The sequence below is a fragment of the Ruegeria sp. AD11(2025) genome (genome assembly GCF_056542405.1).
The window spans coordinates 1-16,142 of the sequence record NZ_JBQFZU010000049.1 but is presented as its reverse complement, the minus strand read 5'-3'; the positions used below and the strand labels follow the sequence as shown (position 1 = coordinate 16,142).

Annotated in this window: 16 protein-coding genes and 1 pseudogene; 14 read left to right on the top strand and 3 right to left on the bottom strand. The window is 55.7% G+C overall.

What is annotated here, in order from left to right:
* The first annotated feature begins 217 nt into the window (after positions 1–217).
* From ACR1XY_RS23180 to ACR1XY_RS23145, 8 genes are all read left to right on the top strand, one after another.
* Positions 218–691, top strand: coding sequence for a VOC family protein (locus tag ACR1XY_RS23180; RefSeq protein WP_480596967.1), 474 nt, complete (start codon positions 218–220; stop codon positions 689–691).
* A gap of 43 nt (positions 692–734) precedes the next feature.
* Positions 735–1,085 carry a hypothetical protein gene (locus tag ACR1XY_RS23175; RefSeq protein WP_480596965.1) on the top strand — a complete coding sequence of 117 codons (351 nt, stop codon included), beginning with the start codon at positions 735–737 and terminating at the stop codon, positions 1,083–1,085.
* Positions 1,082–1,219: a hypothetical protein gene (locus ACR1XY_RS23170; RefSeq protein ID WP_480596963.1), complete on the top strand. Its 138-nt coding sequence runs from the start codon at positions 1,082–1,084 to the stop codon at positions 1,217–1,219. The genes ACR1XY_RS23175 and ACR1XY_RS23170 overlap by 4 nt, the downstream gene beginning before the upstream one ends.
* Positions 1,216–2,184: a carbon-nitrogen hydrolase family protein gene (locus tag ACR1XY_RS23165; RefSeq protein WP_480596961.1), complete on the top strand. Its 969-nt coding sequence runs from the start codon at positions 1,216–1,218 to the stop codon at positions 2,182–2,184. The genes ACR1XY_RS23170 and ACR1XY_RS23165 overlap by 4 nt, the downstream gene beginning before the upstream one ends.
* A gap of 42 nt (positions 2,185–2,226) precedes the next feature.
* The gene (locus tag ACR1XY_RS23160; protein ID WP_480596959.1) at positions 2,227–4,959 is read left to right on the top strand and encodes an aminotransferase class I/II-fold pyridoxal phosphate-dependent enzyme; all 2,733 of its coding nucleotides are present in this window, start codon (positions 2,227–2,229) and stop codon (positions 4,957–4,959) included.
* 22 nt (positions 4,960–4,981) lie between these two features.
* Positions 4,982–6,430 carry a biotin carboxylase gene (locus tag ACR1XY_RS23155; RefSeq protein WP_480596957.1) on the top strand — a complete coding sequence of 483 codons (1,449 nt, stop codon included), beginning with the start codon at positions 4,982–4,984 and terminating at the stop codon, positions 6,428–6,430.
* Positions 6,431–6,438: 8 nt separating this feature from the next.
* On the top strand, positions 6,439–7,428 hold the full coding sequence (locus ACR1XY_RS23150) for a C45 family autoproteolytic acyltransferase/hydolase (protein ID WP_480596955.1): 990 nt from the start codon (positions 6,439–6,441) through the stop codon (positions 7,426–7,428).
* Positions 7,429–7,573: 145 nt separating this feature from the next.
* Entirely contained in the window at positions 7,574–7,768 is a 195-nt protein-coding gene (locus ACR1XY_RS23145; protein WP_480596953.1) for a hypothetical protein, read from the top strand.
* A 39-nt stretch (positions 7,769–7,807) separates the two neighbouring features.
* Here ACR1XY_RS23145 and ACR1XY_RS23140 read toward each other — a convergent pair whose 3' ends face one another.
* Positions 7,808–8,236, bottom strand: a complete 429-nt coding sequence (locus ACR1XY_RS23140) for a hypothetical protein (protein WP_480596951.1) — start codon at positions 8,234–8,236, stop codon at positions 7,808–7,810.
* Positions 8,237–8,341: 105 nt separating this feature from the next.
* Between ACR1XY_RS23140 and ACR1XY_RS23135 the strand changes: the two genes are divergently transcribed.
* Complete coding sequence (locus ACR1XY_RS23135) at positions 8,342–9,106, top strand: helix-turn-helix transcriptional regulator (protein ID WP_480596949.1); 765 nt, start codon at positions 8,342–8,344, stop codon at positions 9,104–9,106.
* 256 nt (positions 9,107–9,362) lie between these two features.
* On the top strand, positions 9,363–10,691 hold the full coding sequence (locus ACR1XY_RS23130) for an MATE family efflux transporter (protein ID WP_480596947.1): 1,329 nt from the start codon (positions 9,363–9,365) through the stop codon (positions 10,689–10,691).
* Positions 10,692–11,405: 714 nt separating this feature from the next.
* On the opposite strand, the gene ACR1XY_RS23125 is transcribed toward ACR1XY_RS23130, so the two are convergent.
* Entirely contained in the window at positions 11,406–11,831 is a 426-nt protein-coding gene (locus ACR1XY_RS23125; protein ID WP_480596945.1) for a VOC family protein, read from the bottom strand.
* Positions 11,832–11,934: 103 nt separating this feature from the next.
* Between ACR1XY_RS23125 and ACR1XY_RS23120 the strand changes: the two genes are divergently transcribed.
* Positions 11,935–12,528, top strand: a complete 594-nt coding sequence (locus ACR1XY_RS23120; RefSeq protein ID WP_480596943.1) for a TetR/AcrR family transcriptional regulator — start codon at positions 11,935–11,937, stop codon at positions 12,526–12,528.
* A 523-nt stretch (positions 12,529–13,051) separates the two neighbouring features.
* On the opposite strand, the gene ACR1XY_RS23115 is transcribed toward ACR1XY_RS23120, so the two are convergent.
* Positions 13,052–13,963, bottom strand: a complete 912-nt coding sequence (locus tag ACR1XY_RS23115; RefSeq protein ID WP_480596941.1) for a LysR family transcriptional regulator — start codon at positions 13,961–13,963, stop codon at positions 13,052–13,054.
* A 156-nt stretch (positions 13,964–14,119) separates the two neighbouring features.
* Here ACR1XY_RS23115 and ACR1XY_RS23110 point away from each other — a divergent pair, with 156 nt between their 5' ends.
* The 3 genes and pseudogenes from ACR1XY_RS23110 to ACR1XY_RS23100 form a co-directional block, all read left to right on the top strand.
* Positions 14,120–14,734, top strand: a complete 615-nt coding sequence (locus tag ACR1XY_RS23110) for a nitroreductase family protein (RefSeq protein ID WP_480596938.1) — start codon at positions 14,120–14,122, stop codon at positions 14,732–14,734.
* Positions 14,735–14,743: 9 nt separating this feature from the next.
* The gene (locus ACR1XY_RS23105; protein ID WP_480596935.1) at positions 14,744–15,712 is read left to right on the top strand and encodes a DMT family transporter; all 969 of its coding nucleotides are present in this window, start codon (positions 14,744–14,746) and stop codon (positions 15,710–15,712) included.
* A 162-nt stretch (positions 15,713–15,874) separates the two neighbouring features.
* Positions 15,875–16,015: pseudogene (locus ACR1XY_RS23100) on the top strand (IS6 family transposase); the annotation flags it as partial.
* Between the last annotated feature and the right edge of the window lie 127 nt (positions 16,016–16,142).

The window sequence follows — 16,142 nt, the reverse complement described above, 5'->3', positions numbered from 1 at the left end:
TCCAAATCCGCCATTTTGCTAACCTCCTGATGGTTTCCATCTCCAAAACCTACCAGATGAGAGATCAGGGGATGTCCATTCCATCAGAACCTTCAATTCGAAGCACTATGCATCATAGTGTTGCAATATTGAGTGGTATATCCCACAGTATGGCGCATAGTGCGGGATATTCCTGCATGTTCAACGAGCGACTCTGCTCAATTCGGAGATTACCGGAATGAAAAAGAAGCCTGCCACTCTGCCACGAGGTTACCGAACCTGCACTGCATCTCTTGCAGTTGCCGACGTTACCGCCGCAGTGCAATTTTATGAATGCGCGTTTGACGCAAAGATTCAGGCATTTGACGCGGATGAGGCGCCGGGCTTTGCAGCCATCAAGATCGGCACCTCGATGCTATTCGTCACGGCAGGTTGGGGCGCTCATGGTCCAACTGCACCGGGCACGGTCACGCCGGTTGGGCATCACATGTATGTTGAAGATACCGACGCCACGCTCGCGACCGCACTCGAGAACGGTGCCAGCCTGATTGCAAAGGCGAACGATACCTATTGGGGCGAACGCTGTGCCACGATCTCCGATCCGTTCGGACATGTCTGGACGTTGGCAACGCGTCTCGAAAACCTCAAGCCTGCTGATATCAGTGAGCGACGCAGAGCGCTTTTGAATTCAGAGCAAACTGAAGCTGCATGATCGACATTTTTGAATATTTGGCGGATCACAAGGAGCGCCGCGCATGAGCGACGCTCCGCTGCCAACTTTTACGATCCGTCAAAATGATCTGGGGATTCTCGCTGCTGAGAATCGCATTGGTGACTATCCCGTTGCCGTTCGCACTGCGCGCGAAGTCGTCAGTGGCGGTTTTGCCAATCAGTCAGCGCACCCTAACACTTGGACAGTTTATTTTCTGGTCGACGGCCAATGGGCACTGGTCGAATCCACCCGTGGGTTGCGGCGGGAATGGTCCAGCCTTGATCGGCTGGAGAAATGGTTGCGCAGTTGCGGGTTCCGTTTCTTCTGGGTTCGAAATGACATCGATTTTGTGGAACCGCAGGCAGAAGATACCACCGAGGAAGAGGCAGTATGAAGGCAGTGTCCTCTGAAAACCACAGCCTGTGGACAGCAGGCTTGCGCGACCCCACAGTTTTATGCTCCGATGAAGAACGCCGGATCACAACGGCGATCGCAATCGGCAAGAAAAAGAGAAGAAAAACGAAATGACCCCTTTTGCGATAACCGGAATCCAGATGCATGTCGGTGCGTTGCAGTCGAATGTCGACGCGATGCTGCATCGGATCGACATCATGATGGCCCGGTTCCCCTGGACCCAGATGGCGCTGTTCAGCGAACTGGCGCCTCATGGTCCGCTCGACCGGTTTGCTCAGCCCTTTCCCAATAATGACCTGTCGCGTTTTCAGGATGCGGCTCGGCGTTATGGGATCTGGCTTATCCCCGGCTCGATGTTCGAAAAGCACGAAGACGGGCGGATTTTCAACACCTCGGTGGTGATCAACCCGGATGGTGAGATCGTCTCGAAATATTCCAAGATGTTCCCGTTCAAGCCTTATGAGCAGAACATCGCCTCTGGCACGGATTTCTGCATCTTTGATGTGCCGGATGTGGGCCGGTTTGGCCTATCGATCTGCTATGACATCTGGTTCCCCGAAACCACCCGCCACCTGACCAGCCAGGGGGTCGAGGTTCTGCTGCACCCGGTTCTGACCGGCACCACCGACCGCGAGGCCGAGCTGTCGATTGCCAAGGCAACCGCTGCGCAGTTCCAATGCTATGTATTCGACGTGAACGGGCTGGCTGCTGGGGGCGTGGGCCGCTCGCTGGTCGTTGATCCTTCGGCCACTGTGTTGCACCAGTCCGCAGGGCAAGAAGATATCTTCCCCATCGAGATCGATCTCGATCAGGTCCGCCGCCAGCGCGAAGTCGGACTGAAGGGATTAGGGCAGGTTCTCAAAAGCTTCCGCGACCGCGAGGCTGACTTCCCGGTTTATGACCGTACCAGCGGGGCGGATGCTTACCTGCATACGCTGGGCCCACTGCGTATTCCGCAAAAAGGCGACGTTGCAGGTGTCGCCGCATCCGACCCCAGAACGGCGCTGGGATACAGCGAAGACGCCGCGACCAAGCCCGACAATCTGTTTCTCTACAAAGGGCGCTCTGGCACAGACTGATACCGACCCAGCTTTTTGGTATCCGCAGAAAGGAAAAGTTTCATGCACGGCATTTCCGATAGCGAAAAGCTCCACAGCATCTCGGACTACTACAGCGCCTCGCAGTTGAGGGCAGACCGATGGAGCGCGCTACGGGAAACGGCCGAGTCACTGGACCAGGGCGGCAGCGAAAAAGATCGGGACCGGGCGCGGCAATTGTTGCAGGCGCTGGCCCCGATCGAAGTGTATTTCGCTTTTCCTGGCGGTTCTGCCTTCGACTATCTGCGCCGGTTGCTGGACCATGGCAATTTCGGTGATTTCTCAACCGCCGTGCGCCGGGTGTCGCGTGCGCTGACCTCAGGCGCGTATCGTCGCCGCTCGATCCCGCTGATCGCGGATGAGACCGAAGTTGATGAGTTCGAGGACGAGTCCACCCAGAGCCATGAGGCCCGCGCGCTAGGCCGGCCTTATTTCGAGGTGATGATCGTCGACAATGTCAATGAGCATCAAGAACGATTCCTGCAAACCAGCCTGCAACGGATGCGCCGCAGCGAAGATCCGTTCATCTATGAAACTGTTGTCGTTCCCAGTGTCGAGGACGCCCTGATCGGGGTTCTGTTTAACCAGAATGTGCAGGCGGTCATCGTCCGCCCGGGGTTAAGCCTGAAGTCCAAGAACGAAACCAATGTTCTCGGCCGCTATATCAGCCTCTATGGCGAGGGTTCCGATCTTGATGCGCTGTCACCCTCGGAATACGGGCCAGAAACCTGCCGCCGGATCGGCATGCTGCGTCCGGAACTGGATGCGTATCTGATCACCGATCGTTCGGCGGAAGATATCGCCGGTCTCGATCTCGGCCTGTGCCGACGCGTATTTTACAATCAGGAAGACTTTCTGGAACTGCATCTGAACATCCTGCGCGGGGTGCAGCGGCGCTATAAGACGCCGTTCTTCACAGCGCTCAAGGAATACTCCAAACAGCCCACAGGCGTGTTCCACGCCATGCCGATCAGCCGCGGCAAATCGATCAGTCGCAGCCATTGGATTCAGGACATGGGGGCGTTCTACGGATCAAATATCTTCATGGCGGAAACTTCGGCCACATCTGGTGGGCTGGACTCGCTGCTCGAGCCGAAGGGCCCGATCAAAGAGGCGCAGGAAGCCGCCGCCCGCGCATTCGGGTCTAAACAGACGTTTTTTGCCACCAACGGCACCTCAACCTGCAACAAGATCGTGGTGCAGGCGCTGGTCCGGCCCGGAGACATCGTGCTGATCGACCGCGATTGCCACAAATCGCACCACTACGGCATGGTACTGGCCGGGGCAAGCGTAGTCTATATGGACAGCTATCCGCTGCACGATTACTCAATGTATGGCGCGGTACCGATCCGAGAGATCAAGCATAAGCTGCTGGCCCTACGCGCGGCAGGAAAGCTTGACAGGGTACGGATGGTCTTGCTGACCAATTGCACCTTCGATGGCATCGTCTACAACGTGCAGCGGGTGATGCAGGAATGTCTGGCGATCAAGAAGGACCTTGTATTCCTGTGGGATGAGGCCTGGTTCGCCTATGCTAGATTTGCACCAAACTCGCGTGTACGTACCGCAATGCGGTCGGCCAAAATTCTGCGCGAACAATTCCGTACGACAGAACAAGCCGAGGCTTATGAGGCTCAGCAGGCAGCTCTTGAAGGCGCTGACGATGAGGTATGGCTGAACACACGCCTGATTGCGCCTCCCGATGCACGGGTTCGGGTCTATGCGACGCAATCAACACATAAGACACTGACATCCTTGCGTCAGGGCTCGATGATCCACGTCAACGACCAGCAGTTCAAAGGTGCTGTCGAAGAAGCGTTTCACGAGGCCTATATGACCCACACCTCAACCTCGCCCAATTACCAGATCATTGCCTCACTGGATGTAGGCCGCAGGCAGGTTGAGATCGAAGGCTATGAATTCGTCCAGCGGCAGGTCGAAAGCGCGATGGCAATTCGCCGGGCGGTGACAACGCATCCACTGCTCAGAAAGTACTTCAAGCTGGTCACAGCGGGCGACATGATCCCCGAGCAATATCGCGAAAGTGGCATGACCAGCTATTTCGACCCCGATCAGGGCTGGGCCGATGTCTGGGATTGCTGGGCCAAGGATGAGTTTGTTCTGGATGCCACCCGTATCACGCTGCATGTGGGCGCGACCGGCTGGGATGGCGATACGTTCAAAACCAAAATCCTGATGGATAAATACGGCATCCAGATCAACAAGACCTCGCGCAATACAGTGCTGTTCATGACCAATATCGGCACCACGCGAAGCTCAGTCGCCTATCTGATCGAGGTGCTGGTCGAGATCGCCAAGGAACTGGACGATCTGATGGACGACGCCTCGAAAATGGAAAAACTGGCCTTTGACAAGCGCGTTAGGAATCTGAGCGAACACGTCCCGCCTCTGCCCGATTTCAGTCGGTTCCACGACGCATTCCGCTGTGAAGAAGGTACCGAAGCCGGTGACATTCGCACGGCGTTTTTCCTGTCCTATGACGAAGACAATTGCGACTACGTCGAGCCCGACAAGGAGATGTTGGAACGGCTTGAAGCCGGGGAAGAGATGGTTTCGGCCACCTTCGTGATCCCCTACCCGCCGGGCTTTCCCATTTTGGTACCAGGACAGGTGATCAGTCCCGAAATTCTGAAATTCATGCAGGAACTGGATGTTTCGGAAATCCACGGTTTTCGCGCCGATTTGGGCCTGCGCATTTTTACCGAAGACGCTTTGAAATCAGTAAAGAACCCCTAAAGGGTCAGGGAGGACAACAAATATGCCAAAAAAGGTACTGAAGAACATCTCGGAAATCCGTCGGTATTTCCACACCAACAAGGACCCGATCTATTTCGTGTCGGCGACCAATTTCAACCTTTTGGGGCTGGATGAATGGGTGATGAACTTCACCTATATCTGCTACATGGATTGCTTTGACGGGCGACATCCGAACGTGTTTGTGCCTTCTGAAATGCCGCATGATGAGTTTCAGTCCATCGAAGACATCAACAACTATCTGCTGCAGCACAAAGAGGTCATCGATCTAGTCAAACGGCGTGGTGGCAAGCCGAAATTCGTCTTCCTGATGTTCGATGAGACGACCGAGAAGCTGGTCAAGGAGCTGGGCGGTCAGCTGTGGTTCCCCAAGGCCAAGCTGCGCACCAAATGCGACAACAAAATCGAAACCGTTCGCATCGGTAACAAGGCAGGTGTACCATCCGTGCCCAATACGCTAAGCGTGGTCAATAGCTATGACCACCTGAAAAAGGTCTGCGACAAGGCCGGCCTGGGGAACGATCTGGTGCTGCAATCCGCCTTTGGCGACAGCGGCCACACGACGTTCTTCATCAAGTCCGAGGCCGATTTCAATAAGCACAAAGACGAGATCGTCGGCGAAGGCGAGATCAAGATCATGAAGCGGATCGACTGTCGCGGCGCAGCGATCGAGGCTTGTGCGACCTCGGAGGGTACCATCGTTGGCCCACTGATGACCGAGCTTGTGGGCTTCAAGGAGCTCACCCCCTATCGCGGTGGCTGGTGCGGGAATGAGATCTTCTCGACCGCGTTCCCGCCCAAGGCACGCGAACAGGCGCGACAGCTGACCTTCCAGTTCGGGGAAGAGCTGCGCAAATCCGGCTATCGCGGATATTTCGAACTCGATTTCCTGATCGACAAGAAAACCGATGAACTTTGGTTGGGCGAGCTGAACCCGCGCATCACCGGCGCCAGCTCAATGACCAACCATGCGGCCTTTGCTCATGCCGACGCACCGCTGTTCCTGTTCCACCTGCTGGAATTCTCGAAGAAACCATTCGAGCTGGATGTAGAAGAACTGAACGCCCGCTGGGCTGACCCGGACATGATCGATAGCTGGTCGCAGATGGTAATCAAACACACCGATGACAGCGTGGATCGCATCACGCAGGCCCCGCAATCGGGAATCTACAAGATGCTGGAAGATGGCCATGTTGTATTCGACCGCTTCGACTATCACCGCCGTGCCGTTGGTGAGAACGAGGCGTTTTTTCTACGTATCTCCAACGTGGGCGACTACCGCTATGAAGGCGCTGATCTGGGCATCCTTGTGACGCGCGGGAGATCGATGACCAAAGGGTTCAAGTTGACGGACAAGTCGAAAAAGTGGATTCACGGCATAACCTCGGCCTACGCGGCAGAACCGCTGCCCGCCGCACAGCCGATGGAAGACCCCGCGTTCAAGATTATGTAGAAAGCCCCATGGCACTTGTTTTTCGCTCGATCGACGAGGCGCAGCCCGGTCCCAAACTGGCCGGGCTGTTTGCCGAATACTGGCCCGCCTACCGCAAATGGTGGGCGCAAGAGGGGTATTCGGCTCGCCCTACCTATCGCGAATGCTTGCGCGCGCTGCAAAAGCACATGCCCGAGATCGTACCGATGTATGAAGAGGTCGTCGAGCTTGTGGGAGGAAGGGACAGCCAGGCGCGGTTTCTCAGTTTCTACTGCCCGCCAAAATATTTGTCAGGCTGCAGTCAGGCGATCTGGCGCGGCAAGACGCCGTTTCTGGTACGCAACTACGACTATCACCCAAAGACCTTTGATGCAGCGCTGCTGAAAACCCGCTGGGACGGACGCGGTGTCATAGGGATGAGCGACGGTGTTCTGGGCTTGCTCGACGGGATCAACGATGCCGGTCTAACCATTTCGCTCACCTTCGGTGGTCGGCGCGAGGTGGGCGACGGGTTTGGTGTTCCGCTGATCCTGCGCTATGTCCTGCAAACCTGCGAGACGACTGCGCAAGCTGTCGACTGCCTGTGCCGCATCCCCTGCCACATGAGCTATAACGTCACCGTTCTGGATGCGAAGCATAACCACAGTACGGTGTACCTTGCCCCGGACCGGCATCCACAAATCTCGGACCTGCCGGTGGCAACGAACCACCAAGGTCATGTTGAATGGTCGACCCATGCGCGCTTTACGGCCACTGTGGAACGCGAGCGATTTCTGCTTAACCGCCTGAACCAGCACCCGGAAAGCGAGAAGCGGTTCATCGACGCTTTCCTGCGCCCGCCGCTCTATTCCACCGCGTTCAAATCAGGGTTCGGAACGCTTTATACCGCCGTTTACAGGCCCAAACAAAAGTTCCTGACTTTGTTGTGGCCGCAATCGGCTTGGAATTTGTCTTTCGAAAAATTTGTTGAGACGGAATTGAAAATTTTCGTTCCGGGTGAAGAGGTAACGGGCAGTTAACTATACGTTCTCATCCACTCATTATCTGTGAATCCGGAAGATATCCAAACCGGGAAATAGATGAGCAGTTCTTCGCGAACCATATTGAGCAAGGTTTGCGACGGAAGCTTTGGGTTCAGTGCTTGACTGCTAGGGTCGGGATCCATTGATTTCTGCTATCGCAAAGACAAAGGCCGGCTGGTCCGAAGAAAAGCCGGCCAGACTGGAAGAGGAAATCCTGTCCGTATATGAGCGGATCAACCCGAGTATTGAAGGCGGCAACGCCTTTGAAAACGCCAGCATGTCCGATGTGAAACCCACCGTTGACGTCGCCTCGTCCATTGACGGGTTTCTGGAATAGCCTGTCCTTGTTTACAATCTCTATGGATGCCGCTTCGCATCAGGATGTTGCGTGTTTTCTTGCCGTCCGGGGGCGGCAGGATATCAGGATCAGGACCAGAAATGACAGGTTGAGTACGACATTGAAGGGCGCGCCAACCAGAATGGAGCCTGAGCTGTCGACGCAGAACCAGGACCATGCCGCAATCTGTGCGGTCTTGGACGCGGCCACCGCCGATACTGGGGCTACATAGGTTCCCAGTGCCCACTGCATGCCCCCCAGACCAACGGTCAAACCACCGGTGATGACCAGCAGCAAGGGCGAAGGAACCGTCAGTTCCGCGGCAACGTCGTGAATTGGCCAATACGCGATTTGTAGGAAGATATGCGCGAAAAGGTGCAAAAAAGGCAGCGCGGCTAGCGCAAAGAGCACCCCGGTCGCAACAAGAACACCGCCTGAGATTCGCATCGCCGACTGTTGTTGGGTCATGATCGTCTCCTTTCGATATACGTCTTTCATGCGACTTTCGGCAGGCGCAAATCAATTACCTCATAGGTAAGTGAATTCTGTTCGGACCCTTGCTAAACTCAGGTCATGACACCCTATCCGGGCATGCTGAAAGAGTGGCGAAAGCGACGCAGGATGAGCCAGCTGGACCTTGCGGTCGAAGCCGAGGTCAGCGCGCGCCATATCTCATTTCTTGAAACCGGGCGGTCCCGGCCCAGCCAGGACATGATCCTTCATCTATCCGAGGTCATGAACCTTCCGGTCGAAACCCGAAATCAGATGATGCGCGCCGAAGGGTTCGCGCCGCGTTTTGCGGCAACGCCGATTGACGACGCGGTGATGTCGCCCATCCGGGATGCGGTCGAATGGACTCTGCAGCAACATGCCCCATACCCTGGAATGGTGTTGGACCAGCTCTGGACGGTTGTAATGCTCAACAGCGGTGCCCAAAGGCTGTTCAAACCACTGGGGATCGGCGAGGGGCAAAGCCTGCTGGACCTGTTGACCAGCCCGCTGATGCCTGAGCTTGTCGAAAACTGGCCCGAGGTTGCGCATCACACGATGTTGCGGCTGCGCGCTGAAAGCGCCAACGCAGGCGGCATACCCGCACTGGACGCCGCGGCGCGCAAGTTGTCGCAACAGGGGCACGCCCGCAGTGACGCGGTGATCGGGCCGACAATTTCTACGATCTACCGCTTTGGTGGTCAGCGGCTTTCCCTGTTTGGAACCATTGCGCAATTCAGCACAGTCACGGACGTCACGCTGGACGATATGAAGATAGAACTGTTTTTTCCGGCCGACGAACAAAGTGCCAAATTTCTGAGTGACCTTGCCCACGTGGCTGCCAATTAGATGATAGTTTGACCAGAGCCCCACCACGTCCCGGTGAACTCCGCTCATTCCTGACCTTGGCAGGGTTCGGCAAACAGCCCTGCTAAAGCGATCTGGACGCCGAACAAATATTCCCTTAGAACCTTATCTGTTAACTTGTCCCTAAAAGGACCAATTTCATGGTGTTCCCGTCGCAGGGCTGAGCAGCCCCTCTTCATTCCGAGCATAAAGCTCCTGACCGCGACTCTTTCGCCGGACGTTGTCCGGCAGGTACCCCATGACAGATCAAATCCTGATTCCGCAGGCGTCCACCCGCGCCGAATTCACGCCGTTGATCCGGCTTGCCGTGCCGCTGATGGTCGGGCTGGCCGCCGCACTTTTGATCGGTGTCGTAGATACGGCGATGATTTCTCCGCTTGGCACGGTCCCGCTGGCGGCGGCAGGCGTGACCACGGCCGTTTTGATCATTCTTATCTCCGCTCTTTGGGGCGTAATCACCGCAATTTCCGTCCAGATCAGCCAAGCCGAGGGCGCACGCGATGCCGCGCGGGTTGCTCTGGCGCTGCGCAGCGGGCTGTTGCTGTGCTTTCTGGGCGGCGGCGGCGCGGTATTGGTGATGATCGCACTCTATCCGCTGCTGGGGCCTTTGGGGCAACCGAAGGAGGTTCTGGCGATCCTGTTGCCATACTGGATGTCGATGGCGATCTGGATCGTGCCCTTTACACTGTTTTTCGGTCTGAAAGCTCTGTTCGACGCCGTTGGACGGCCCTGGACAGCCGTTGCACTGTCTTATCTGGGTGTCCTGTTCAACGTACCCGCAAACTATGCCTTCATTCACATCCTTGATCTTGGAATTCTGGGCGCTGGTCTGGCCAGCATACTCTCACAATGTACGTCGCTGGTTGCCGGGATTTATGTGTTGATACGGGCGCCCGGGCTGGCCGCCTTTCGCCAGCGGGTGACCGTTGCATGGGCGGATGTCTGGTCACAGGCCAAAGACGCCCTGCCGCTCTGTCTTGGATACGCAGGTGAGGGCGGTGCTTACGCAGTGGTGGGTCTGATGATGGGCTGGTTGGGGGCCGAGGCGCTGGCTGCCCATCAGATCGTCAACGCGCTTGCGGGGTTGGCCTATATGATCCCACTTGGCATGGCGGGTGCAGCCTCGATCCGTGTGGGTCTTGCAGTCGGCGCAGGCAGTCGGGAAAGGCTAAGACCAATCCTGAAGGCGTCCTTTGTGATGGTCACGCTCTGGCAGGCGGTTGCCGCAATCGTATTCATTACTGCTGGCCGAATGCTGGCGGAAACGATGTCGGATGACCCGGCCGTCATTGACCTCGCGGTTACGTTGTTTTTCATCGTGGCACTGCTGCAAGTTGCGGATGGCGTTCAGGGCACTGCGCTGGGTGCGCTAAGGGGAATGTCGGACATGAACCTGCCGACGATAATTACCCTGACAGCCTATTGGCCACTTGCCTTGCCGGCCAGCTATGTTCTGGGTTTCCTCTTTGATCTCGGAGCCGTCGGCATCTGGATCGGTTATACTCTGGGTCTGGTTGCGGCGGCGATTGCCCTGCCCCTGCGGTTCTGGTCGCTGACACGGCCCTGATATTAGCGCAGATCGATTGAGGAAACCTCGGCAATTCCGCTCGTAGCTTTCGAAATAGGGCTCCTATTCAATTACCAATTTGGTTGCCAGTATGAGAGAACAGAAGATGGCCGATGTTGCGCGGGACACCAAGTAGATCTTGAAACAAGATGCAGCTTTGCATCTGAATCATCAAACCCGCGCCAAACAATAGTATTTAACCCGCTCTCCTTTGGCGTTTAGAAGTCGATGTGAGACGATTATGCGAACCGTTCCGATAGTCATGAGGCGGACGGTTCCTATGCCGGCAAAACAAAAGTCAGTCTGATCGGCCCCATCCAAGTGGTCCGGTTTGACTGTAAGTGCATGACTGGACTTTGGTCCATCGTGACGACGGTTTCTGGTGCAGGCGGGTGGTAACCCAGAGCTGCCGTTCGACTGAGGCGTTGAAGTTCTGCGGTGGCGGTCCGCGTGGCAGACATTTGCAGGCACTCCTTAAATGTCTGCACAGCGAACCTTTGCTGCCTTTTCCGCCAGTTCCTTCTTTGGTTGCTTTCTTGATGTTTGCAAACTCAGTCCTTTCTACAAGTAAGCAAAGTAGTCGAGTTGTGGTACTACCTGAGTCTCATGCGTGCCCGCCAAAGCCGAATGCACCAAAACTAGCTCAGCTTGCGCGGCCCAGGGTTGCCGCGCAAATTTCGTCAAACCGACCATTTGGCTTCCTTGGAACCTTGATCAGGTCGGCACCGCGTCGGCTGCATATTGCGACAGGAATTCCTCTGAGGGTGGGATCTGGGTGATGACATCAATCAGCACCCCGTTGGGATCGCGATAAATCGCATGCCGTTGGCCAAACGGCTCGCTTACAAGTGACTTAGCTACCGGAACTCCTTCCGACCGAAGTCGCGCGTCCACCTTGTCGACATCCTCGACTTCAAAATTGAGGATTATGCCCCTGGATGCGCCGCGGGAAACCTCCGGGATCGTCTCGTGACCTGACCGGACAACGGCAAGATTGACTGACGGATTCGCTTCACTCTGAAGATGCACATACCAATCTGCCTCGAACGCAGCGCGGAAACCAAAGTGACGTTTGTAGAACTCTGCAGTCTCAGAAACCGTTTCAGACTGAATGACCGGGTAATATTGAGTGACGCGCATTTTTGATCTCCTTCATTTACATGCAGTGTGTATGTATCATCTATTTGCAAATACATGCAAGATGTATGTAAGGTAATTGATGTGATATTCGGAGCCGTTAATCTTGACCCCAGAAAAACCTGCCCGCCGCAGCCAGGCAGACCGGCGCGCCGAAACACGTGCCAGGCTGTTGGAGGCTGCCCGTGAGTTATTTGTGGAATTGGGATTTGCCGAAACCGCAACCCCCGACATCGCGCGCAAGGCCGGCGTAACCCGCGGTGCTTTGTATCATCATTTCAAAGACAAGGCTGACCTCTTTCGCGCCCTGGCAGAAGAGGAGGCCAAAGCAATCTCGGACCACATTGACCAGGAAACGCGCAATGTGGCCGATCCCGAACAGGCCATGGTGACAGGATCGAATGCCTTTTTTGATGCGATGTTGGTCCCAGGTCGGGTACGTCTACTTATGGAAGAGGCCCCGGCGGTATTGGGACACGGCACCGCTGCAGAATTGACACGAGCAAATGGCACAGAAGAACTTCGTGAAGGACTATCGCGAGCTCTTCCTGAGCATACGTCAAGACACATCGATGCTTTGACCAATCTGTTGTCGGCGGCGTTCGATCGTGCCGCTCTTGAGATCGCCTATGGTGGTGATCAAGTGATCTACAAAGAAGTCATGCATCAGTTGGTTGGTGAAGTGCTCAAAACCGAATGAAAGGCATCTCAAGGGTCTGCGAGATGGACAAGGAAACTTGCATGAACAAGAAAGCCAAACACGTTGGTCCTTGGCCACGGGCGTGCTCGAGTTTGCGATTGCAGTCGGACTTTTGGTTCCGGCAACCAAAAAGCTCGCAGGTCTCTCTGGGTTTGCATTTCTAGTCGGTTTTTTCCATCCAATGTCTATACGGCTCTGAACTAAACAGGCATGGGTGGTCATGCTTGGGGACCGGAGTACCTTCTAATAAGGGCCCTTTTGCAAGTTCTCTTGGTCGTTTGTTGCATGATCGAATGCCGAAACGCGCACCCAGATGATCCATTAAATGAGGCTGTCGGCAAGCTTAGGCTATCCGCCCGGATGCACGTCCCTGCCAGAGCCTACCTTCCGCGATTGCCGGAACATACCCTGACTGAATGCGCCCGATTTAGCTCCGATGGTGAGGACGCAATGATGCCTACTGAACAATTCCTTCCGTCAACGCAGCGCGGTCCACTACTAACAGCGCAGCGGGTCGCCGCATTCACGCGCCAGATGCGGGCGCATCTATTCCCTGAAGCTCTTCAACGAGAAAATCGAGAAACACCCGGACCTTCGACATCACGTAGCGCCGGGAGGGATAAACGGCGTAGAGTCCGGTTTCGTTCGGCGTCCAGTCATCCAGGGCCGTACGGAGCCGTCCCGTAGCCAGATCTTCAGCGACATAAATACGAGGGACAAGACTCAGCCCAAACCCGGCACGCAAAGCATCCCGGACCGCTAGGCTGGAGGACACCTTGTAGCGACCGTGAACGGGGACTTTGACAGTTCGCCTGCCCTGCATGAAAGTCCATTGAACGGCATGGTTCGACAAGGTGAACTGGACGCAATTGTGCTGCGCCAGATCCTCTGGCCGGATTGGACGACCGTGCTGTTCGAAATAAGATGGTGCCGCGCAGACGACGTGATCCATTATCATCAACTTTCGCGCAATCAGTCCCGAATCTTCAAGATCGTCACTCCCGCGCAGAGCAATATCAAACCCTTCTTCAACCAGGTTGACCCGCCGGTCATCCAACCTCAGGTCCAGCGTCAGATCGGGATATCGGTTGAGAAACTTCGGGATTTTTTCCGACAGGCCGATCAGCGTCACCGTAACTGGAGCGCTCACACGCAACACGCCCGATGGTATATCCTGTATGGCCTGCAACGTCGCATCCGCCTCTTCCAAATCGTCGAGCAATTTTGCAACACGGTCGAAGTACAACGTTCCGGCCTCTGTCAGGCTCATCCGTCGAGTTGTGCGATTGATCAGACGCGCGGAAAGATGTCCTTCCAACTCGCTTACATTCTTGCTGATCGCAGCAGGTGACAAGTTCAGCTTGCGGGACGCCGCGGCGAAACTGCCGAGCTCTACCACGGTTCGAAACACGGTAAGGGCGGTTATGCGATCCATAATTATTAACTAACAGTGAATTAAGTATTCATCAATGAGCATATTCTCTACCAGTTTGCGCCAATGTATCTCCTAAGGCAGTAAGTTGTGTCGCTGACGTCATCCACGGAACCACAGTCGGACGAAACGTTGGCGCAAAGGTAAAGGAGCCCCGCTATGCAGACCGCCAGAACCGCTGACCACCCCATTTACCCACTCTTTCTTGATCGCTGGTCCCCACGCGCATATGAAGCAAAACCCATGCCCAATGCCGATCTTCTGACCATCCTTGAAGCAGGTCGTTGGGCGCCCTCGGCATTCAATGTCCAACCCTGGCGGTTTCTGTATGCCCATCGCACCGACACTCATTGGATGGATTTCCTGTCGGTGCTGGACGCAGATAACCGGCAATGGGCCGGATCGGCCTCGGCACTGATCTTTCTGATCTCTGACAAGGTGATGCCCGCCGAAGAAGATCGGCCCAAGATGATCTCAAAATATAACAGCTTCGATGCTGGATCCGCCTGGATGCAAATCGCGCTTCAAGCAACCGCGCTCGAATATGCCGCCCATGCCATGGCGGGCCTCGATTTCGAACACGCGACCGCAGTTCTGGGTCTGCCAGACCGGTTTCGACTTGAGGTGGGGATTACAATCGGCCGCGCCGCGGAAGCCAAACACCTTCCGGATGACCTTCGTGTGCGTGAAGTGCCGAGCAACAGGTATCCGCTTGAGCAGATCTCCTGCCCCGGTCCCTACCCCGCCGGCTTTACCGCACTCGCAGCAGAATAGGAGGTTGCCATGTCATGCGACCCAAACGCATCCGTCAAACCAGCAGTAGTCAGAGCCGATCCGCATGTCCACGGCCTGATGCTGGTTGCCACATTCCTGGTCGCGACGTCCTTTCCGGTGGTTGCCGCAATCACAGACAGTCTGGATAGTGTTGTGCTGACCTTTGTGCGGTTCGCCCTTGCGACACTGCTATTCGCTCCGCTGGTGATATGGCGCTCCGGCATCGTCCGTCCCAGCCTGCGCGACCTGTTGCGCTACAGTCTGCTCAGCCTTCTGCTGGTCACGTTTTTCTGGTGTATGTTTGCATCCCTGAGAATGACCACACCGCTGAACACGGCGGCCATCTTTTCGGTAAGCCCCGTGATTACGGCTGGCATGGCCGCGGTCCTGTTGCGCGAACGGATAACGCGAAGCGCAAGAATTGCGCTTCCCCTCGGCACGATTGGCGCGATTTGGGTTATATTCCGGGGCGATCTCTCCGCATTGATGGCACTTGAGATCGGCGCGGGCGATCTGTTGTTCCTTGCGGGCACCATGGCGCTGGCCAGCTATACCACATTGGTCAAGGTTCTGCACAAAGGCGAGCCCATGGCCCGGATGACCTTCTGGATATTGGCCACCGGATCGATCTGGCTTTTGTTAGTGTCGCTGCCCCGTCTTGGTAGTGTTTCCTGGGCCGAAATCCCAATACGCACTTTGGCAGGCATCACCTATTTGTCGGTAGCCACCACCATTGTCACTTTTTTCCTGTTTCAGTGGAGTACAACCCGGATCGGCCCGACCCGTGTGATGTCATACACATTCCTCAACCCGGTTCTGGTGCTTGTGATCGGTTTGTTTGCGGGAAACACCCTGCCACCGTTGGCAACCTGGCCTGGCATGGTGATAGCGATCGCAGCTACAGTCATTCTCCAGTCGGACTTCACCCAATGGTTCGGGTATATGAGGCGAGGCATTCGACCTGCCGCGCCGAGTTAAGCCAATCGAAATCAACAGCTTCCTGGGAAACGAAAGGATCGCGAAATGCCAAGGTCGCAGCGGTCTGATCTACGAGGCCCGCAGCCACACATCTCGTTGGTAGGTTACGATGAAACTACCCAGAAAAATGAGATTCCGCCGATATACATCCTCTACTGGCCCGTCAGGCCCATGCTGGGTTTCAAGTCTTTCTCATCAGCTGCATCTGCCCTGGCGGGTATCGAACTGGTCAACATGATCCGCGAAGGTCAATTCACGCCCGGAATCTCTCCGTTTCTGCAGTTTGCTCAACTGGCAGGGTAATCAACCTGCCTGCGCGATCTCGTCAGCCTTTAAAGGAATTTGCGACATGTATGGACATCCCCCTTTGGGCAAGAAGAATCTTTGGCTGGTAATTCGCGTAGCCAGGTGCTGACATGTATGCGGCCTC